The sequence below is a fragment of the Bifidobacterium sp. A11 genome (assembly GCF_000499185.1).
GTDB classification, from domain to species: Bacteria; Actinomycetota; Actinomycetes; order Actinomycetales; family Bifidobacteriaceae; genus Bombiscardovia; species Bombiscardovia mizhiensis.
On record NZ_AWUO01000009.1, the window covers coordinates 1 to 21882 of the forward strand.

13 protein-coding genes and 1 tRNA gene are annotated in these 21882 nt (G+C 50.8%); 5 read left to right on the plus strand and 9 right to left on the minus strand.

The genetic code is table 11. The features are described from left to right. Positions 1-359 precede the first annotated feature (359 nt). From P273_RS09845 to rfbB, 4 genes are all read right to left on the minus strand, one after another. Positions 360-1709 carry a DUF2142 domain-containing protein gene (locus tag P273_RS09845; protein WP_081709311.1) on the minus strand — a complete coding sequence of 450 codons (1350 nt, stop codon included), beginning with the start codon at positions 1707-1709 and terminating at the stop codon, positions 360-362. A gap of 957 nt (positions 1710-2666) precedes the next feature. After that, positions 2667-4880 carry a hypothetical protein gene (locus P273_RS0107045; protein WP_155804721.1) on the minus strand — a complete coding sequence of 738 codons (2214 nt, stop codon included), beginning with the start codon at positions 4878-4880 and terminating at the stop codon, positions 2667-2669. A gap of 270 nt (positions 4881-5150) precedes the next feature. After that, positions 5151-6611: a bifunctional dTDP-4-dehydrorhamnose 3,5-epimerase family protein/NAD(P)-dependent oxidoreductase gene (locus P273_RS0107050; protein ID WP_029676276.1), complete on the minus strand. Its 1461-nt coding sequence runs from the start codon at positions 6609-6611 to the stop codon at positions 5151-5153. A gap of 115 nt (positions 6612-6726) precedes the next feature. Then, a complete protein-coding gene (gene rfbB, locus P273_RS0107055) occupies positions 6727-7746 on the minus strand; it encodes a dTDP-glucose 4,6-dehydratase (protein ID WP_024627753.1) in 1020 nt (339 codons plus the stop codon). An 84-nt stretch (positions 7747-7830) separates the two neighbouring features. On the opposite strand from rfbB, the gene P273_RS0107060 reads away from it, so the two are divergent. After that, positions 7831-8784 carry a glycosyltransferase family 2 protein gene (locus tag P273_RS0107060; protein ID WP_029676277.1) on the plus strand — a complete coding sequence of 318 codons (954 nt, stop codon included), beginning with the start codon at positions 7831-7833 and terminating at the stop codon, positions 8782-8784. Positions 8785-8834: 50 nt separating this feature from the next. Here the strand turns inward: P273_RS0107060 and P273_RS0107065 are convergent, their stop codons facing one another. From P273_RS0107065 to P273_RS0107075, 3 genes are all read right to left on the minus strand, one after another. Beyond that, positions 8835-11354: an RICIN domain-containing protein gene (locus P273_RS0107065; protein ID WP_253269593.1), complete on the minus strand. Its 2520-nt coding sequence runs from the start codon at positions 11352-11354 to the stop codon at positions 8835-8837. A gap of 167 nt (positions 11355-11521) precedes the next feature. Continuing rightward, positions 11522-13513: a DUF6541 family protein gene (locus tag P273_RS0107070; RefSeq protein WP_155804722.1), complete on the minus strand. Its 1992-nt coding sequence runs from the start codon at positions 13511-13513 to the stop codon at positions 11522-11524. Positions 13514-13573: 60 nt separating this feature from the next. After that, positions 13574-14275, minus strand: coding sequence for a metal-dependent transcriptional regulator (locus P273_RS0107075; protein ID WP_024627757.1), 702 nt, complete (start codon positions 14273-14275; stop codon positions 13574-13576). Positions 14276-14451: 176 nt separating this feature from the next. On the opposite strand from P273_RS0107075, the gene P273_RS0107080 reads away from it, so the two are divergent. The 4 genes from P273_RS0107080 (at position 14452) to P273_RS0107095 (ending at position 19611) form a co-directional block, all read left to right on the plus strand. Then, entirely contained in the window at positions 14452-15894 is a 1443-nt protein-coding gene (locus P273_RS0107080) for an Nramp family divalent metal transporter (protein WP_024627758.1), read from the plus strand. 320 nt (positions 15895-16214) lie between these two features. Further along, positions 16215-17657: a catalase gene (locus P273_RS0107085; RefSeq protein ID WP_024627759.1), complete on the plus strand. Its 1443-nt coding sequence runs from the start codon at positions 16215-16217 to the stop codon at positions 17655-17657. A 126-nt stretch (positions 17658-17783) separates the two neighbouring features. Further along, positions 17784-17871, plus strand: a tRNA-Ser gene (locus P273_RS0107090). Between the two features lie 405 nt (positions 17872-18276). Then, the gene (locus P273_RS0107095; protein WP_024627760.1) at positions 18277-19611 is read left to right on the plus strand and encodes an MATE family efflux transporter; all 1335 of its coding nucleotides are present in this window, start codon (positions 18277-18279) and stop codon (positions 19609-19611) included. 260 nt (positions 19612-19871) lie between these two features. On the opposite strand, the gene P273_RS0107100 is transcribed toward P273_RS0107095, so the two are convergent. Beyond that, positions 19872-21305 carry an MDR family MFS transporter gene (locus P273_RS0107100; RefSeq protein WP_024627761.1) on the minus strand — a complete coding sequence of 478 codons (1434 nt, stop codon included), beginning with the start codon at positions 21303-21305 and terminating at the stop codon, positions 19872-19874. A gap of 63 nt (positions 21306-21368) precedes the next feature. Next, positions 21369-21818, minus strand: a complete 450-nt coding sequence (locus P273_RS0107105) for a MarR family winged helix-turn-helix transcriptional regulator (RefSeq protein ID WP_024627762.1) — start codon at positions 21816-21818, stop codon at positions 21369-21371. Positions 21819-21882 lie beyond the last annotated feature (64 nt).

Here is a 21882-nt window from a genome sequence, read left to right on the forward strand (position 1 = left end):
GCATAGAGTTAATTGGAGTTGAATACGAAGAGTTGCCTTATCGCTTATTAAATTGGGAAGGTATTGAAATGACTGAGATCAGGTCGAAAGGTGTGCCTTTTGATAAGGCAGGAAGAGAAATGAATCTTTCTCAACCCACTCGCCCCAACATGGTTCGGCAAACGGCATAAAGTAGAAGCTTTGTCTGTAAATCCCGTCATCACACGGAAGTTGGCCCGATGGCTTTACGCACTTTATTCGTAATAGGGCTTCAATTAGACAGACCAGAAGTCACGAACTGATAAACCTCATTGTAACCTTTCTGAACCTCAGCGATCGAAGAGGAGCATCAGTGTTGAACTTCACGCAGGAATTAATAATCATTGAAATGCTAAACAGTGCGCCAAAAGCATTCCCACATATGACCACACCACAAAAACTACAACAACTTTTTTCATTACTCTGGGGCGGTTAAAATGTATCCCGATATTCGGCATGAGTAAAACCAACACGGAATATAGAGGAATGTAATATCTGCTCTGAAGACCTCCTATATATTTACCCAAAGAAGGAGAGCCCCATGAAGATTCCAAACCCGTTCCTGTTAGAGCAAAAAAGGCCAATACTATAAACACTTCAACCATAAAGCCGATTCGACCACCATGATGTATACCCGCGCATCCTTTGACAATCAGCAGACAACAAACGATAAGCACCGGAACTACAACTCCAGCCGGTAAAAGTGCATCCGGCCCGATGCCTGTAAACAATTGAACGTTTCGTTCGATATCGTGACTGTCTCCTGTTGTGTTAATAGGTTGGATGAAAGATATGAACAAGCTCCGGATCATCAGAAATGGATGCTGAAGAATCCTATTTTTAGCCAAATAGAATCCATGCCGGTCAATTACCGCACTAGGCGGTATTTGCGAAGTCAAATACATCCAAGTCATTGAAGCAGAAATTGTGCATGCAGTGGACAGAACCGCGACTGACCACAAAGTTTTAGCCTTGTCCCTGCCTTTTCTGGAAAGAGGCAACAACCAAACCAGCAGCACCAATATGACGCAGGTGATTTTTATGAAGCCCAGCAATATCGACATACAGCACAGAACTGCTAAAGAACGTGGCTTCAACGGATCAGCTTGTTGAAGGAGATAAAGCACATAGGCTACAAACACAATGCTGAAAGCATTTGTGACCGCATCGGCCGTTGGCCAGCAGATAGAGGTAAATACAATCGGCAAAAGTCCGATGCCCAAGAAGGCAGGGTAGTAGAGGCCTGAGATACGGATACCCACAGCAATGGTCAGAGCGCATATTATCAATGTGAACAGAGCTGCCAAACGCTGGTGCCCGCATCCTAGTACTGCTGGAAAGTAGACAAATGGTGAATTGATAGCTGTATTATTGAAAACACGAAAAACACCGTTTGAATCCAGGCCGCCATACCCACCACTGCCATCAGGATTCGGTTGAGCAAGAAGATGACCACTGACTATTTGAAGTACTCGATGCCAGTGATCTTGATAATCGGGCCATGAACGCCGCTTGTCAAATACAATCATTAACATACCGGAAGGAAGCGTTACTAGCAAATAAAACAAGGCCGGGCAACCAGCCCAACGTCTAAATCTACTCCAGCACGCCTTTATTTGAGAGCTAAAAGCTGTGAAGCTATTTGTCTGTTCCGTAATATTCTCCTCGAGAGTATTGGCAGGGACGAGCACACGCAGTCCTTCCAGATCAGCAACAAGTGTATTAGTGTCAGCTTATCAGGCCTAATCAATCTAAAAGAATATGACAAGACAATAGTTACTTTAAAAAAGCAGCGCCTGTTTGATTAGAACATCTCAGCATCGGATAGCCTTATTCCTAGCTTAATTATTTTCAAGCCGTGACCAGCACGATCATGCAAGCATATGATTCCAGCACATACTGTGGATTGTCTGAATCCCGCCTGGAATCTGGTCTACATCGTTTCGAGCATTTAACTTATCGGTGGCAGCTCTACAAATTGATTTTGCTGAAATATACAACCAATACTCAGGGCCTAATCTTCGCATCAGTATGGTGTATCAAAACAACAGCAGCATAAGCGAAGTATAAAATATCAGCGGTAATCTTACAAGCAGAAGTTTCCTGATAGTTGCCAATAATAGCGACATCCTTGATAGGGGCAGTATCAGCCAGTTCCCGATGACGCTTATATCGACGCGAGCCCTGAGGGGGCACCTGTTTCCTCAAAGGAGTCTGCATCCAGGATGTTTGCACGGTAGAAGACCTGTATGCCTGCATGAATGAGATTCCTGGCATATATGCTTTGCTTTCGTTACCAGTTACCAACGCCAGACTCAATCACATATTGAGAAAGAGATTCTCAACTCCTCAATGACAATTTCACCACTGGCATGTCTAACTTCATCCTGTCAGAGTACATCGGCGTTACATTCAGGAGTTATTGCGCAATCAGGGGTGGGGGCTCAATGATGAAGAATTCCCCTACACCGAAAAACACTGGCAGTCAGTTATGACCATTTCATTCAAAATTGTCAAGTAGATAATTAGCAGATTACACGACTAGCCGCTCAGCAACGTACAGCCTGTGCAATTTTGTGATTTAATCGCTTAATCGAAAAACGAGTTCGTGATCTTCTAATCAGGTGCATGCACTAAGCGTAATTCCATTAATTGACTTCCACCTCATAAAGATTCAGATGATTCTTTGCATCTATCTTGCGCAAGTATCTATGACCGTCTACAAATTCAGTAAGCTCACGGCCGGTCAACACATGCGTGACTCCAATTTTATGCAAATCCTTAATGGGAATGCTAACAATCATCTTGTCGGGCGTCACCAGCTTGAATGCAGGACTTCCCGTATTAGTAAAGTCAATATCTACATAGGCGTATCGGTTATAAACCCATTCACTTGTATGTTGCGGATCAATGACATGCCATCGCTCAAGTTGCGGATAGATATTCACAGAATTGACGGTAGGGATGCCATTGGCAATCAATGCCTGTCCATGAATAGAATCATCTGTTATGAATACCGCGGGTCGCCCTTCTGCTGAATTATGAATTCGCGAAACCTCTTTTAACGCCATATCAACAAATGGGCCCTCACGGATACTCTGGGAACCTTGCTGTATAGGATTAACACAGAATCCAGCAAGAGCCACAATCAAAATTGATGAAAGAAATAGTCGACTTGCGTATCCTCGTCCAGAAATCCATTCAAAAACAGCAAGCAGCATGATAGTCAGTAATGACATTAAAAAAATCAGATATATTTTACGCACCGGGTAAGCTGGCGACAATATTGTTGCGCATGTCAGCAAGGCGGCTAAGACAACAGCTAAAGCAGCATTACGCAAAAGACGTGTTTTAGCTGAATCTTTCTCGGAAGCAATCAACAACGCTCCATCATCCGCATTGTTATGCAGCAAGGACAAAGACCTGAACAAAAGAATCAAATCAATGAATCCCAAAGCAAATTTGACCCTGCCTGTCGTCGTTCGTCCCATCAGAGTGATGCGGCAAAGCCAATCAGGAAAACCGAACAATCCGTAAATCATGAAAATTAAATCACAAATAAGCATAAGTATAATCAGACCGTCGCGTTTTTTTAAGAGGGTCCAAATACTTAGAATCAGCCCGATTGGAAACAAAGTAAAGAACACAGCCCGTTCTGGAGCATTGGGAATAACCTGATGCTCTTCCAAGGGCATAAACAAATTCGCGGTATAATCCATGAGGCATGGAAATAGCCCCTGTCCATGGCTAATACGCGATCCTGGATAAACGGTTGAGCTCTCCATCAAAATTGCCTGCCGGGATGTATAGATAACCAACAGGATACAAGCGATTAGAGCCGCAAATGCCACAGTTATAGGAGCAATCATGGATAACAGCGAACGCTTCGGGAGCCGCACATCACGATGACGACAGACAATGAGCCAGATGACGAGCAATCCATAAACATAGGCCAATGGAATCTGCAGAGGTGGGTACAAGACCAGCGAGAAACCACCGAGGCAGTATACGGTGGCCATTGCCAGAAGCCATATATAGAGCTTTGAATTGGTATGTAGATACTTTCTGAAAAGAAGGACTGCGGCTTGACCAAATATCAGCACCTCGGCTGTGCCGTTGACGGCAAACCACCATTGAACTATTGGCGCCAAACCTATGAGAGCACCATAGGCCGCGGCTAATTGACGATTATCCTCGGTTAGCCATCTGCCGAATTCATAAGAAACAAGCAGAAGGACAACTAACCTCGCGCACCAAAAGAAAGCCAATCCACTATCGCTGCCAAAAAGCATAAAGCCCCATAAAAAAGGTCGAAAGAAGGTGGCCAAAGCCCATGCCGGTTGTGCATAGATCATGGTCATATCGATCGATCCGGCCTCAGGTATGGACGATATCCGTGAATACCCTGAATGTGCTTGTGAAAAAGCCAGCGGAGTAAATACAGACCATTCATCAGAACGAATTGACCGGGGCATGCCAAACAAAGTACCCTTATAAGGCTCACTGCCGATATAGTTGGATATGAATGCCAGTGAAGATCCACTGATACGCAAGAGTGTAAATATAATGATGACCGAACACCCGATCCACCAGCGGTAAGCATGCAGGGCATGCAGAAAACGACGCGCATGAAAATTGAGTATGTATAAGGTGACGAATGCCAGCGTTATCAAAGCTACAAGACGAAGAGCATGTTCGGGTTGACCATGGCCAGAAAAGATCCCTGTAGGCTTATGTGTACGATCTACGTGCGCAACTTCTAAAAACATCTCCAAATAAGTTGCAATAAGCACAGCAATACCGAACACGCCAAGCCTGTGAACCAGCCCATCAACCCTAAATGCTGATAATCTTGAGCTCATAGGTTTCTTCTCCTTTAAAAGCGTTCAAGAGCATGGTTCCAACTTATCTATAGGTTGTAACCATAAACGTGCAGCTACTGCTTGGATGTGACTGTGGCCAGTGGATACAGACGAGCATACGAGCTACCGTATAAGATTATACATTTTATCTGCATCCTTATTCCTTGAAGAACTGTACGACTTGTTTTCTTGGAATATCGATCAGTTTATTATTTCCTTGGCATCTGTTGGAACGGGATGCCAGTTAATGAGAGAGTTGCTTGCAAAGCGTCAACGCCGCGCTCTAGTCAGCCGCGTGACGTAATCCTCAAGTTCCTTCTGCCAATCCCGAGGGCTGTAGCCGATCGATTCAATTTTGTCCAGATTCAAGGCGCTATGAGTCGGCCTGGGCGACACGGGATTCGCTGAGCCGGAATAATATGCCTCTGTGCTCACTGGATGCACAGCATTCCCATTGCCGTTGGCCAGATCGAAGACCGCTCTGGCGATATCAGCCCACGACTGGACTTGACCGGCCCCTGTGAGGTTATATGTTCCATAAGGAGCCTGGCAATCCAAGAGATGAAATATCGCTTCTGCCATATCCTCCGTAAAGGTCAGACGACCAAATTGATCATTCACAACCGTCACATGATCCAAAGCATCAGAGGGATCGGCAACACGGTTGGACAGTCCGATCATAGTTCGTACGAAATTATGACCCTGCCCGATAACCCAGCTGGAACGAAGAATATAATGCCGGGGCGCATTAGCTACGGCGATATCACCAGCAGCCTTGGTCTGGCCATACACGCCTAATGGCGCCAGTGCCTCATTCTCATCATGCATATCCACTTGGCCGTCAAAAACATAGTCACTGGAAATATGAATCAGCGTGATATTGTGTGCGGCCGCGACTTTTGCCAGCAGAGCTGGCCCCTGAGCATTTGCTTTCCAGGCGGATTTTCGTCCTTGCTCACTTTCTGCCTTATCAACAGCGGTAAAAGCTCCCGCATTGATAATGGTTCCATACAGATCCCAGTTATAACGTTTATACGCTTGAGCATCCGAGAAGTCGAAATCATTGATATCGGCGAAATCGAAACCCTGAAGATGATGATCTTCGACGTATTTGTGCACTGCTTGGCCCAGTTGCCCATGAGCTCCTGTCACCAAAGTACGTCGCGGTGTCATGGCAATGGCATCACGGAGCATGGGATGCCGCAAATCAGCCTCGCTCCGTTCGCTTTCATCCAATGGAATCGGCCAAGCAATATTGAGTTCTGGATCAGCTAAGTTGACGAATGTATAATTCTTCTTCTGCTCGGCAGACCAATGAGCGTTAACCAGATAGGTGTATACGGTTCCGTCTACCAAAGCTTGGAAGCTGTTGCCAACCCCTCGGGGAACATAAATTGCCTTCGATGGATCGAGCCTGGTTGTATACACCTGCCCATACGTATCCCCCTGGCGCAGATCCACCCAAGCGCCAAATATCTCACCAGAAGCAATGGAAATATACTTGTCCCAAGGCTCTGCATGAATTCCCCTGGTCACTCCACGCTTGGCATTGAAGCTAATATTGTTCTGAACCGGGCCAAAATCCGGCAGACCCAGCTGCAGCATTTTCGCACGCTGCCAGTTCTCTTTGAACCAGCCACGGTTATCACCATGCACTGAAAGGTCAAAGACCAGCAATCCCGGGATGTTGGTTCGCTCTACACGCAGTTCTTTTTCAAATTCCAAAGACATTGGAAACCCACTAAGCCTTTCCTGCCGCTCTGAATCGGCATTTCCCTGCGAATTAAATAGTTGACAAGCTGAGCAAACTATCCACGCTTACTGAGCTCGTTTGCTCACTCTATTGTCATTGTCCCTGTCGCTTGTACCTGGCTTCTGTTGCAGCTTTTGCTGGCTCCCACCACTCCCGGTGATTTTCATACCAAGCGATAGTCTGTCTCAGTCCATCCTCAAAATCGGTATGTTCGGGCCTCCACCCGAGCTCGGTGCGTAGTTTCGTGGAATCGATGGCATATCTCCGGTCGTGACCAGGCCGGTCTTTGACATGGTCGAAGGCATTCTCTGGCTTGCCCATAACGCGAAGGATATCCTGCAGAACTGTGATATTGTCACGCTCTCCATCGGCGCCGATCAGATACGTCTGCCCCATTCTTCCCTTAGTCAGAATCGTCCACACAGCTGAAGAATGATCCTCTGTGTGAATCCAGTCCCTCACGTTGCGACCATCCCCATACAACTTGGGACGGATACCCTCCAATATGTTGGTGATCTGACGCGGGATGAACTTTTCCACGTGCTGATATGGACCGTAATTGTTTGAGCAATTGGACAGGGTCACACGTAACCCAAATGTGCGATACCAAGCCCTGACAAGCAGATCAGAAGCAGCTTTGGTCGACGAATAGGGTGATGACGGGCGATAGGGGGAATCCTCGGTGAATCTGGCAGGATCGTCCAAGGCGAGATCGCCGTATACCTCATCCGTGCTTATGTGATGATAGCGGATGCCATACTTTCGGGCAGCTTCCAGCAGACGGTATGTGCCAACGACATTCGTCCTGACAAATGGCTCAGGGTCAGCGATGGAGTTGTCGTTGTGGGATTCAGCAGCATAATGCACAATCGCATCATGCCCAGGAACAATTTGATCCAGCAACGCCGCATCACAGACATTTCCATGAACGAACTCAACTCTGTCCTCAGGCAAACCTTTAATATTATTAATGTTACCGGCATAGGTCAGCGCATCCAGAACGGTAACATGTACGTCAGGATGATGATCCACCACATAATGCACAAAATTAGAACCAATGAATCCGCATCCACCGGTGACGATGATGTTGCGCGGAACAAACATAGTAGTCATAACCGCCATAGTACTTCAAGGGGATGAATGACTGACGCTTGTTCCTATCCAGCCTTGTATCCGAATGCCGGTAGACTCTATATTATGACGATTCCGGCAAAACATACTGCCTCGGTGGCTGTACTTCTTCCATGCTTCAATGAACAGCCCACCATCGGCAAAGTGATTGATGATTTTCGGGCAGCGCTCCCTTCGGCGACCATTTATGTGTATGACAACAATTCCACTGACGACACAGCACGAATCGCCACGCAGGAAGGCGCAGTAGTCAAGAAAGAACCACGCCAAGGCAAAGGCAACGTCATCCGTGCCATGTTCGAAGACATCGATGCCGATGTTTATATCATGGCCGATGGCGACGATACCTATCCAGCTGAAGCGGCTCCGTCCATGGTCGATAAAATTCTCGAAGGTTATGACATGGTCATCGGAGACCGCCTAAGCTCGACATATTTCGAAGAGAACAAGCGGCCTTTCCACAACATAGGAAACAGGATGGTTCGTGGAGCAATCAATGGGCTTTTCCACGCTAATATCACCGATGTGATGACAGGCTACCGCGCATTCTCATTCACCTATGTCAAGACCTACCCGATTCAGTCCGAAGGCTTCGAAGTCGAAACGGAAATGACCATCCACAGCTTAGATAAAAACATCCGTATCTACGAGATGCCTATACAATATCGAGATCGGCCGGCCGGATCGGTGAGCAAACTGGATACAGTAGGCGACGGCATCAAAGTGCTATCCACTATTTTCCGCATGATCCGCGAATATAAACCTCTGCCGTTCTTCGGTGGTTTAGGGACCGTCGTTGGCCTTATCGGATTTGGTTTTCTTTGCTCAGTCATGATTGAGTTCTGGCACACTGGTCTGGTGTCCCGCATCCCCACACTGATTGGATCCGTATTGCTCATACTTACGGGTCTTTTGTTGTTCATTACCGGAATCATTCTCGATGTGATGGCTAAGAATGATCGAAAACGCTACATAGAGAACAATAATCTCTTTGCATGCTTGCGGCGGCACTTTGGATGAGTAATTTTGGGATTATTCGTTCCTGCAAAGAAAATTTGCATATTGTTGCTCTACCTGGTGAACTTCCACCGCTGAGCTCCTGTAGAGTTGCTCGCATACAGCTGCAGAGGGTTGCCGTTGGTGATACGCCCTGATGGAATATCTATGAGTTTATCGGTGCTTAAAGCTGAGATAATGCTATAGACGCCATCGGATTCCCGTCTGATGATCCACTTCTGGGCATCGGTGCCGTTGGCGCGATATTGTTGGACTCTTGCACCATTGCTCGAAGCTGCTCCAGCCACATCGAGCACCTTCCCAGAACGTTCATTCACAATAGTGCGATATCCTGATGCGTCCTGGGTCACGGACCACTGCTGGGCACCAGTGCCGTTGTCAGAATATAGCTGTACTGTCGCTCCATCTTCATAAGAGCCTCCAGACACGTCAATGACATACGAGTCATTAACCTTCGAACATATGCGATAGCGTCCGTCCGGCAAATCATTCCGATGCGACAAAGCAAGCCGATCAGATCCAGTCATCTCTTTTGTAAGTTTCCATTGCTGAGCCTTCGAACCGTTTTGGGTGTATATTTGCAGTCCTTTTCCAGCCATTGCCAGACCCGAGGGAACATCCAAAGCCTTATTCGAGGCACTGCCTATGAAACCAAACGATTGTCCACCGAAATCTCTGATCATCCACCGCTGAGCCTGCGTACCATTACCAGCATACTGCTGAACTTTCGCACCGTTACTATTGCGACCACCCTGCACTTCTACCTGTTTGCCGCTCGCAGCATTCTTGATAGTATAAACACCATTGCCCACCTGCGTGAATGCATAAAGCTGTGCATCGGTGCCATTCCAGTCATACAGCTGCAGACCAACGTCATTGTTGTGGGAAGCACCCGGCACATCAAGGACAAGATCTGCACCTGCCGCCGATTCCAGCCTGTAGTGCGATGAGACATCCACTGATGTCGTGGACGCCAGTTGGAAGCGCTGACAATCACTACCATCAGGCGAAGAAAGAACGATGGTCGAACCATCCGCAAAGGAACCAACAGTCACATTAAGCACCCAATTGCCTAGTGCTGACTGCAAATAATAGGCATTGCCAGCATCGCGCAAATACCAGCGCTGCGCAGCAGTACCATTGAAGTCATATTGCCACACAGTGGCTCCGTTATGAGCTTGGCCACTGGAAACATCCAGCACCTTGCCGGAATTCACATTGGTAATTACGTAGCTTCCGTCACCCTGCCGCCTGAATTCAAACTGTTGGGCTTTAGTGTTGTTATAGGAATATATCTGCAAGGGAATTTCTCGGCTGAGACTGCCGCCGGCTATATCGATACTTGAGGCATCACGTTTGTGCAGATTGATGTAGTATTGCCCATTAGGAAGATTGACGGATTCCAGACGATTCATATCAATGGAGGCCTCTGGAGTCAGTACTCCGCATGCATTAAGATCTACCGCTCCGCCGATACCCGAAATTCGTCCATTGTCAGCGTACTGCCAGCACCGACGATTTGCAGGAAAAGCAAATCCTGTTCGGGAACCATAACTGGCGACCCAGTTAGTCCTTTGATGAATCCGCACGCTGTTAAGCGCTGTATTCAAATAGCTGGTATACGAGTACACGGAGAGCCGGGCGAAACCTGATGCTTGTAGCTGTTCGTACCAAGCTTCGACAATGCTGTCGTAGACTGCTGGGCTAGTGGGCGGCACATGACCTTTCCAGGCCCAGTGTTCAAGGTCATAATATATCGGCATGCTCAAGTCAGAAGGCTTTACCCCTGCCTGTCGAAGCAGATCTGCAGTGCCTTCCCCTTCTTGCCGGGCAGTAGCGGCATCATAGGCATATGAATACAGGTAAAGGCCGAAAGGTATACCCAACCTTTTGCATTCGTTGATGTTACGACGAGCCTTGTTGTCAAGACCATTTCCCCATCCGTACCCTAAGCGGATGATGGCCGCCTCGACTCCAGCGCCTCGAGCCGCATTCCAGTCAATATCCCCCTGCCATTGGGAAACATCAATGACTCCTTTGGCCTGCTGTGCGAACAAGGTGCCATCGGCCTCGAAAAAGGCCTGTGAACCTCCGTATGTTCCCCAATGAGCGCCATAGCCATTGTTTTGTAATGACAGAACACCGATCTGGGCAGATTCAGGCACGCCGACAGAAGGAGCTATTGATGACCTCTCGAAAGATGCAGACGCATGGTTATCATGCTCAATCCCCTCTCTAACCTCGCTTACCTTATGGGGAATGAACCCTGTTCCACCTGTTCGGTAGAGAGGATCAGCCGGATGAGCATTCGTGCCGATAATTTTCGGATCACCGACTGTCTCACCTGTAACGATATTCTTCACTTCTCCATTTGTTGTTACTGCAAAATTTTTGGACACCATGGTCGCATTGTCCGGAATATTGTCAGCGACCGATCCCGCCGACTGGCTGTCGTTCATCCCAGACACCCCATTGCTGCCAGAATATCCATACTCAACATTCTGCTGATGAACGGTATCGTTTAATCCCTGAAAGGCAGAAGAAGAAGTCGGCGCAAATATCATTCCTAACATAAGGAACAATGCACACCATCTAGACATCATTTACAGAGCCTCCCAAGCCAATGGGCCAAGCGTCACTAAATGTCCCTTATCGAACATAGCGCATGCGCGACACCATAGATGCGAATACCCAAATCCAACTACACTTTGACCGCTACATCTATCTCAATCATACTTCATCAATGACAGGAGAATCTGTATAACGCCCAGTCTTCGTGAGCCTCTGGTGGCGCAACATATTTCTGCACTTTATGCATAGCACCCGACTGTACATAATCATCTATCAGACGTTTATTATGAAAAGGATTGTACTGAGCCCTATAGGTGAACATCTGCAGACTAGGTGCCTGCGGCCCCATATCCAGGAAATATTTGGGATCGGATCTGGCTGATTGATGACTATGGCTGGTATAAGAAGGATCTACTGGACAAACAGTTTCCAGAAGCTGCTTATCGTCTCCTGAAGCAAACGCTTTTTCTACATCTGCAAAAACTTTGCCATTTTTGGTGTCCATAGGGTTATATACCGGATATAGCATATTCAGCCCGTAGAGGGTCATGCCGTACATGGACCCATTCAGGGGATCAGCAATGATCACTCCACGCGTGCCAACAGCCGCACGAACACGTGTTAAAACAACATATTTGTTACGGGTGAGCTGCTCGTTCCAAGCCGTCTGCCAATTGGTATTACCTCTCGCGATATCAGCTTGCAAAGCCCTGGTACCATTGCCGGTGTTGGCCATTACCAGTAGGAGACCGAGCATTGCGCAAGTCACGGTTCGCAATAACTCGATAAAACCCGGAATTTTATATAGTTCGTCGGAACTTGGCTCGATGCCAATTCGATGGTTATGAGCATTGACCGCCTGGGCAATTAGTCGTGGACCGTGGGCATCAATTGACAGAAGCAGGCAGCGGCACCCGAAGACAAGAAGCGGAATCGTTGCCAGGGGAATCATTGTCAGTGGTCTAGTTTCACCTCGATACCAAGCCGCAGTGATGACGTTAGCCAATGGTCCAGATAGGGCAGCGCTGCATACGAAAATGACACCAGTCAGCACATATGAGCAGACCAGAGCCAACCCATCCTTGAGCCTGTCTCCCGACCATAGCAATGCAGCAATGACTGCCAGCCCTACGCATAATGACATCACCCAGCCGCTAACGCCTGGCAGATAATTGGTTACGACAATCCGTAAGGACTCACCTACGCTACGCGTAGGACGAAAGGTATGGAACCATGTTGCGGGTTGGGAGAAGTTCTTGCCGTGGTCACGGTGGGATACATACCAGTAAAAGGCAATTCCAGCGAAACCTACTGCGCAAAGCATAGATAGCACCGACTGCCAACTTGATTTGAATAATATAAAGAATCCCATAAGTACCAAGTAAGTAAAAGCTATACGTGGATGAGCAAGCAACACGACGAGCCAAAGCACGAGATTCACTACAAGCCAGCAGGCTATATTATGCAGTGAACGGTCGGACACCGTTGTAGCCGCATCAATCAGCTGCCATCCCGCATACAACAAAAATGGAAGTAGCGACATAGCTAAACCATAGGAAAACAGAGGCCCAGCATTGAAAAGCCAGTAGGGATGAGCTGCCGAAGAGACCGATAGACCAGGGATGAGCAGGGCCAACATGGCTTTATACCTGATTCTCAGATCTTTAAAGAAGCAGGAGCACCATAGCAGCATCCCGACGGGAAATACAAGACCTGAAGTGACGATCCAAACCAAATTGACCGCTGCGAATAGCCCCATTCGAATTCCAAGTGATTCACTCAACCGCATCAATCCATAGACGATCAGATGAAATAGCGGAGGATAAAAGCCATCGTTGGGGTTAAGTCGAATCGCTGCAGAAAGCCCATCATTAAGCAGCTTTCTGACGAAATAGTAATGCGAAGGCGCATCAATAGCATGTATAGGCTGGGTCCATACTGCAGAATCTTTCGGAAACCAAGCAAGCACTATTAACAGTGCAACAAGCGTGCCACAAAAACAAGCTGTGGGCATCGCCCAAGCACGGAATGCAGCAAGAATCCGCGGACGCATCACATCACTGCAAGAGGAGCAAACTGGTCCGCGCTCTTCAGAGAAATCAGCTGTACCAGTCGAAGATATTCGTTGGAGCTCCTGCCGGTCATCCGTACATGGATACATCCCGTGATCCTTCATCTTGTATCGTTGACGTATTCAAACTGGTATGAGCCTACACCTCGTTCACAAAAGACTGACCTGAATCAGGGCAGCATGCTCTGCAGACAAGACCAAGGGATCCTTCAACGAGACCTCGGAGTTGAAGCGTAAACCTGCAAGACTCACGACGAATCCATCATTTGTCTGCCGAGTCCCAATCTTTACCAAGCAACCAGGCCGTATATTGTGATCGCTGAGCGTACGAAGTATTTGTGGATCCTCGTCGCTGACTCGTTGCACCCTTACCGTCGCCCCGTCGGCTACATCCGAGAGAGGTCTGATGGTTGTTGGCATAGGCGGCAGATCTCCGTCAGCCGACGGTATAGCATCACCATGCGGATCCGCAGTGGGGTGTCCCAGATATTCGTCGATGCGGTCCACCATCTTGTCAGAGACGGCGTGCTCAAGGCTGTCCGCTTCCTCATGCACCTCATCCCAGCCGTAGCCGAGGACCTGCACCAGGAAGGTCTCCAGCAGCCTGTGGCGTCGGACCATAATGACCGCATAGCGACGACCGGTCTCGGTCAGCTCCACCTTGCCATAAGGCCTGTGAGTGACCAGACCGGCATCGACCAGACGCCCCAGCGCACCCGAGACCGTCGACTGTTTCATGCCCGTCCTTTCGGCCACCGCAGTGGGCTGGACAGGGCCCTTGTCCCATTCCTGAAGGTCCCAGATGACCTTGAGATAATCCTGGGCGCTGGAAGACAGTTCGGCAATTCCCATGTTCCACAGTCTATAGCACAGATCCATGGCGCGACCCGCGAGCAAACCCTGCAGGCATATTTTGAGATTGTCACAGATCACCTCTGGTATTCTTCATCAAGCGCCATTAGACTTCGAAGGGTCGAAGTCTATAGACAGCCGCGCGACCGCCATGGTCCAGAATCAAGGAAGGTGACATGCCGAACACTCAGACCCGACCCGCCTCAGGGTCCGCCAGCCCAGCCGGATCCGAAGTCAGGACTCCGCCGTCCAGTCGGCAGCACCAGTCCCATCCCATTATCGAGACGGCCAACGGGCGCTCCCTGGAAGAGATCAACGCCACAATCTCCGTGCCCAACTCAACCTCCTCCTTCTGGAAGAATCTGGCAGCCTTCTCCGGCCCGGGCGCTCTGGTGGCAGTCGGCTACATGGATCCAGGCAACTGGATCACCTCCATCGGCGGCGGCGCCCAGTATGGCTACCTGCTCATGAGCGTCATCCTCATCTCTAGCCTGATCGCCATGATGCTGCAGTACATGTCGGCCAAGCTGGGAATCGTGACTGGTCTGGACCTGGCCCAGGCCACCCGCCAGCACACTAGTCGCCGGCTCAGCTTCGTCCTTTGGATCTGCACGGAACTGGCTGTGATGGCCACCGACATCGCCGAGGTGATCGGCGGAGCCATCGCCCTGAAACTGCTCTTCGGCATTCCTCTGATCCTGGGCGTGACGCTGACAGTCCTGGATGTGCTCATCCTCCTGCTGCTGACCAAGATCGGCTTCCGGCGCATTGAGGCCATCGTGGCTACGCTGATCATGGTCATCATGGTGGTCTTCCTCTACGAGGTCTTCCTGGCCAAGCCTGACATGCCCGCGGTCTTCCGTGGGTTCATCCCTGACAAGGCCATCCTGGGCAACGGCCAGTTGACCATGGCTCTGGGCATCGTGGGCGCCACGGTCATGCCTCACAACCTCTACCTGCACTCATCCATCGTCCAGACCCGCGACTTCGACCGGAGCGACGACCGTCAGGTTGCCAACGCGGTCCGTTTCGCCACCTGGGACTCCAACATCCAGCTCACGGGCGCCTTCATCGTCAACTGCCTCCTCCTGGTGCTGGGTGCCGCCATGTTCTTCGGCCACGGCGAGGGGCTGGACACCTTCACCGCCCTCTACAACGCCCTGGGCGACAAGACCATCGCCGGGCCGGTCGCCTCCGGCCTGCTCTCCACCCTCTTCGCCGTAGCCCTGCTGGCCTCCGGTCAGAACTCGACCATCACCGGCACTCTGACTGGGCAGATCGTCATGGAGGGCTTCATCCGCATGAGGATCCCTCTCTGGCTGCGCAGGCTGGTCACCCGTGTGATCTCCATCATCCCCGTGCTGATCTGCACCATCGCCTTCGGCGGCAAGGAGTCCGCCCTGGATAGTCTGCTGGTCTACTCCCAGGTCTTCCTGTGCGTGGCCCTGCCCATATCCATGATCCCCCTGGTCTGGTACACCTCCTCCAAGAAGATCATGGGCAAGTATGCCAACCCTCGATGGATGGCCTTCCTGGCCTGGATTGTCGTGGCTGTCCTGACCGGGCTCAACCTCCAGCTGGTCATCCAGGATGTGGGCGAATTGATACAGATGCTCTGAGCACCAGTGCTCTGATGAGAGCCGTCGCCGTTTGCCGATTGAATGAGGCATCGTCGGCGGCTCTCTTGCAGTTCCGCCCGCAACAGACACATCACTCTTTGTCGTCATCAACATCTTGCTCGATTAGTGACATATCTGACTCTCGCTCAGCGCGCATATCCACCAACTCCATCCCCTGTCAGATACGGTGGAGAATAGCAGGATTTTATCAAGAGTCCTGCTATCAGCGACCGGACAGTCGACCAGAAGCAGGGTCGCAGACCAGGCCCGCATGGAACTGCCGATCGCAAAATCATAGATGTCACAGGAATCGAGCAGATATGAACGATAAACTCACTACCAACGAAGGGCAGCCCTGGGCAGACAACAACCATAGCCAGACGGCGGGCACCCGCGGACCCATCCTCATGCAGGACTACCAGCTCCTCGAAAAGCTGGCCCACTTCAACCGCGAGCGCATACCAGAGCGCGTAGTCCACGCCAAGGGGGCTGGGGCCAAGGGAACCTTCACCTTGACCAAGGACATGAGCGCCTACACCAAGGCCGACGTATTCAACGGAGCCGGCAAGACCACGCCCATTCTGCTGCGCTTCTCCCAGGTGGCCGGCGAATCCGGCTATCCCGACACCCTGCGCGACGTGCGCGGTTTCGCCCTGCGCTTCTACACGCAGGAGGGCAACTACGACGTGGTGGGCAACAACACGCCCATATTCTTCGTCAACGACCCCCTGAAGTTCCCCGACTTCATCCACTCACAGAAGCGCGACCCGGCCACCCACCTGCGCAGCCAGGAGATGCAGTGGGATTTCTGGTCGCACTCCCCCGAGTCTGTGCACCAGGTCACCTATCTGATGGGCGACAGGGGCAACCCTGCCAGCTACCGGAACATGAACGGCTATGGAAGCCACACCTTCAAGTGGGTCAATGCGAAGGGCGAGCAGTTCTGGGTCAAGTACCACTTCCTGAGCGAGCAGGGCGTGAAGAACATGACCGACGAGACCGCCGCCAAGGTCGCCTCCGAGGACACGGACTTCCTCCTGCATGATCTTTACGATGCCATCGACCGGGGCGACTACCCCAAGTGGAAGGTCTGCGTGCAGATCCTGCCCTACCAGGAGGGCCTGGACTACAAGGACGATATCTTCGACGTGACCAAGGTGGTCTCCAAGAAGGACTATCCGCGCATCGAGATAGGCGAGTTCGTGCTGGACACCAACCCGACCAACTATTTCGATGATGTAGAAGAGGCGGCCTTCTCCCCCGCCAACTTCGTCCCCGGCATCGAGCCGTCGCCCGACAAGCTCCTGCAGGGCCGGCTATTCGGATACAAGGACGCCGAGCGTTACCGTCTGGGCGCCAACTACGAACAGCTGCCCATCAACCGCCCGGTCAACGAGGTCCACAACTACGAGCGCGATGGGTTCATGTCCCAGGGCCAGGATGGATCGGTCAACTACGAGCCCAACAGCAAGGGCGGCCCCGTGGAAGACAACGATGCCCGGATGCATGGCGATGCTGTCCAAGGGCAAACCGAGTACTCCCGTCCCTACGACAAGGACTATTACTCTGCAGCCGGCCGTCTCTACAGGCTGATGAGCCCGGAAGAGAAGGACCGACTGATCCAGACCATCAAGAACACTCTGGGCTCTGTCGATGACCAGGAGATCCAGGTTCTCGAGACCAGGCAGTTCTACCAGGCCGACCCAGATTACGGCCAGCGCGTGGCTGAGGCCCTCGGCCTTTCCATGGATCAGATCAAGTAATACAGCAACAGGGCGGGAACTGCCGGCGACACGTCTGAACTGGCCTGCAATCCCCGCCCTGTGTTACTATTTCCTAGTTGCCTTGATAAGGGTCACGTAGGCTACGGCCCCGTTCATTGCAGCCTTGGAGGATTCGCCTAGTGGTCTATGGCGCACGCTTGGAAAGCGTGTTGGGTTCACGCCCTCACGAGTTCGAATCTCGTATCCTCCGCCAGCAGAGTCTTGGACAGTGGCCCAAGACTCTTTTTGTATGCAGAATATCGGCATTGTCATCCTTTGCGCTGTCGATCCTGTTCCTTTCCCACTTTGCTTGGTCTTATCGGTTTGTTTAATATAGTGAGCTAAGCGATCTTGTTACCATACAGGGCCTCATCGCCTAAGTGCCGCGCAAGACAGGGATGTCCGGAGGCGACCAGAAGCTGCGAGCAGAGGCGAGACAAAGAAAGTTCAGGGCCATGCCTTTGAAGACTTACTGCAAATGCAGGCGAGGATACACTCAGGCCCGTGACCAGTTACAAGTTGGCACCCGTGCATCTTTGCAGCAGGTAGGCTTACTCAAGCGAATCGCCTGTCACTTCTCCACCAGGTTCGAGACCGGGGTAGAGCAGTGACTCGGCGCATGAGCGACACTATCAAAACATGCCTACGCAATGCGGCCATTGGAGTCCCCCTATTATTTCAGAGCATTCTTTTTAACGTCATGTTCTATTGCGACTCCTTCCTGCTCGGCTTTGTCGGCGAGCACGAGGTGTCAGCAGTCTCGGCAGGCTCTCAAGTCATCTGGTTGTATGAAGCCCTGATAACATGTCCAGCCTACGTCTGCGGGACTATAGTCGGCAGACTTGAAGGAGCAGGCCGAAGATCAGAGATACGCACTGCTATATCGAGATGTTTCGCCTTTACAGGTGCTCTTGTTTTGATCGTGGGTTCGGGACTCTTCATAACATCGCAAACCGTTTCTTTTGCAATGATTCATAATCCGGATGCCACAGACATGATGACCATCTATGTCAGGTGGGCCACGGTCGCATTTGCCTTAAGCACCTTGGGCACGGTCGCAGAATATGCCCTTCAGAATATGAAAGAGCAGAGAAAAGTATTATCTATCTACATCTGCGAATTCGCGATTAAACTGTCGGCTTCGGTCTTCTTCCTTTTCTATATGCATCTGAGAATTTTTGCCATTATCCTGGGAATGCTGCTATCAAAAATGGCAAGAGTCGTGATGTTGCTTTTCACGCTCTTTCGTAAGATGCGTGGATTGGCCTCCGCCAGGGGACATGCCTATGAATACTCGTGGCAATCCTATACGAAGCAATGCGTGCCACTTGGCCTCTCAGTACTGCTGTGGAACATATCCACCATCATCATCTCTTCAAGCTTCGGCAGACTCGATATTTCCGCATATACTGCATACGCGCTGTTGAACAACGCCGTGTACATCATCCTTATTCCCACCGAGGCATATACAAAGTCACTGGCAGTTCTGGTGGCCCGGCTGATAGGCGCCTCTTCCGGGCTCGGCTCGGAGTACGTCCATAGCAGACTGCAGGTTATGCGATCTGCAAATGTGATGATCGGCGTCATATCCGTTTGCATTTCGTACATCTATATAAGCGTCATACCTTTGATGCAACCAGGCATCAGCACAAGGGTGTGGTCGCAGGTGCATGTAATCGTTCTGCCCTTTTTGGGATATATAGCCTGCAAGAGCATAACTGATTCGATTACCGAGGGCTTCCTTCGCCCAGTATTGGATAACGCTTTTCTCTTCCTTGTCGAATTCCTGGCCTTGCCCTGCACAATAGTCGTTTTCTACGTCCTCAGCATTTCCCTGCTTGACGGATTCTGGTATCTCTTCGGGCTTGAGTTATTCAGGATGTTGCTGGTCTGTGCCCGAGAAGCAGTCTGGGTCCGAAAAGGGCTGCCAAATGCTACAAAAGACGATGGATAAGTCAATTCCCTTATTTTCGTCGTCTCTTATGCATACGTGTCTGGGGATCTGCAATGAATCTCTTAATTCTTGTATTCTCCGGCAACAAAGGTTCTCTTCGCCGATCCAGAATCCTGTTCGCATTATGCAATTATGCAGTTGGCGTTTCCAAGAGTTTTAAGTATCAAATTATGACCGATGTATGTATCCCTGCTCGTTGGCATTATGAGCCAATCGCTGTCAGCAATGGCCCCTGCTTTGAAAGCGAAAAGATATCTTTCTTACTCATTCTCAGTTTTATGCCGCTTAAGGAAAAGCGAGGCACACAGGCCGATTAGGGCTACGAGCATAAGGAAGATGAAGGCCCACTGGTAGCCCTGGTCGAGAGCTTGGGCTGGAGTGGCTCCGCTGAGACTGCCGCGCTGAGCGCCGATGGTGACGATCATCATGGCTGCAGCTGTACCCAGCGAGCCTCCCACCTGGCGGACAGTCGAAGCAGCAGCGTTGCCGTGGGCTGTGAGTTCTGCGGGCAGTGCGTTGATGCCCTCGGTGAAAGTGGTCATCATGACCAGTGCCACTCCTGCCAGGCGCAGAGCATAAGAGGAGGCGATCACAATAAGACTGGTAGTGGGGCCGAACCATATCATCGGCAAGGTTCCGGCCAGCAGCACTGTGTACCCCAAAAGGGAAATCTTCCTCGCTCCGATTCTTTGATAGATCAGACCAGAGAGAGGGTTGAATATGCCCATGACAATGGCTCCCGGCAGCATGACCAGACCAGAGGTGAGCGCGCTTGACCCGCGCGTATTCTGGAGGTACAGGGGAAGCACCAGCTCCACCCCTACCATGGCAATGTTGCTCAAGGTGCTGAGCAGACTGGTCAGGTTGAAAGTAGCGTTCGTGAAAACACGCAAATTCACCAGCGGCGACTCCAGACGCAGCTGGCGCCGGCAGAACAGGATTACTACCAGCACGCCAGCAAGCAGCAATCCCAAGTCAAGCACTGACGCACCACCCGCGTCCCCTATGGCGGACAGGGCATAAAGAATGAGCCCGAAACCTAGGCAGGAATATACCACGGAAGGCACGTCCAGCCGGGTTCTCACCTGGCGGTTGACCGTGTAGACCAGGAAAAACGACGCCACCAGGATCGCGGCACTCAAGGCGGCAAGCAGCACAAACAAGGCCCTCCAGGACCAGTGCTCCAAAACAAACCCCGAGAGCGTGGGGCCAACCGTGGGACCCAAGGCCACCACCAGACCCACCACGCCAAGGGCCACACCGCGCCTGTCAGGCGGGAAAAGCAGCAGTACCACATTCTGAATGAAAGGCATCAGCGATCCAGCGGCCACAGCCTGGATGATTCTGCCCACCAACAGCAGCGGGAAATGCCCTTCGGAGAAGATACAGACCAGGGAGCCAGTCAAAAAAATAGCCATCATGGCCATGAAGGTGTGCTTGGACCGGAAGTTAGAAAACACCCAAGCCGATACAGGTATCATCAGCCCCACCACCAGCAGATAGGAGGTACTCAGCCATTGTGCGGTGGATTGGGACACATGGAATTCCGCCATAATGGTTGGCAGAGCATTGTTAAGGAAAGTCTCCGCCATCAGGGCCAGGAAGGCCCCTGCCAAAAGCGTGCCCATCATCGCAGTACGACTTCCCCTAGCCCCGCCTTTGCTGCCTTTCCCCTTGCCGCCATCCTTATTCATACCGCATCCTCCCCGTCCTTCACCGGCTCGGTCCAAAGCCTGCATGCTCCGACTAAAAACAGATCAGGATTCCATGTTTCTAATGATCCGTTCCAGGTAGCTGACCAGCTGTCTGCTCTCCCGCTCATCGAACCCTTTCAAGGCAAGCTTGCCCGTGGTCTCTAATACATGCCGGATCTCGACCTGGTGGGCGTTCAGCTCCTTGCGCGCATGTCCGGTAAGCTCAAGAACCATCTGACGTCGGTCATCAGTCTGAGGCTTTGCCGTCAACCATCCTGCCTTGACCAGCCGTTTAACAACCCCCCGAACCGTGGGATGGCTCAAACGGAACCTGTCGCCCACCGTCTTCTGCGTCACCTCCAGGCCCTCATGCTCATACAGGTAATAGACCATGACAAATTGGGGACCAGTCAGATTGGGAAAGATGCTCTGGACACACTCATTCATGTGCTTTTCCAGCAGGGTGTTGGCTATTTTGACCAATCCCTCTGGCCGCTTCTCCGAGAGCTCCAAAAGATACCACCTCTCCAAAATGTAGCATGCTACATTCTTAACAAAGAAGGCCTAGCTGTCAAAT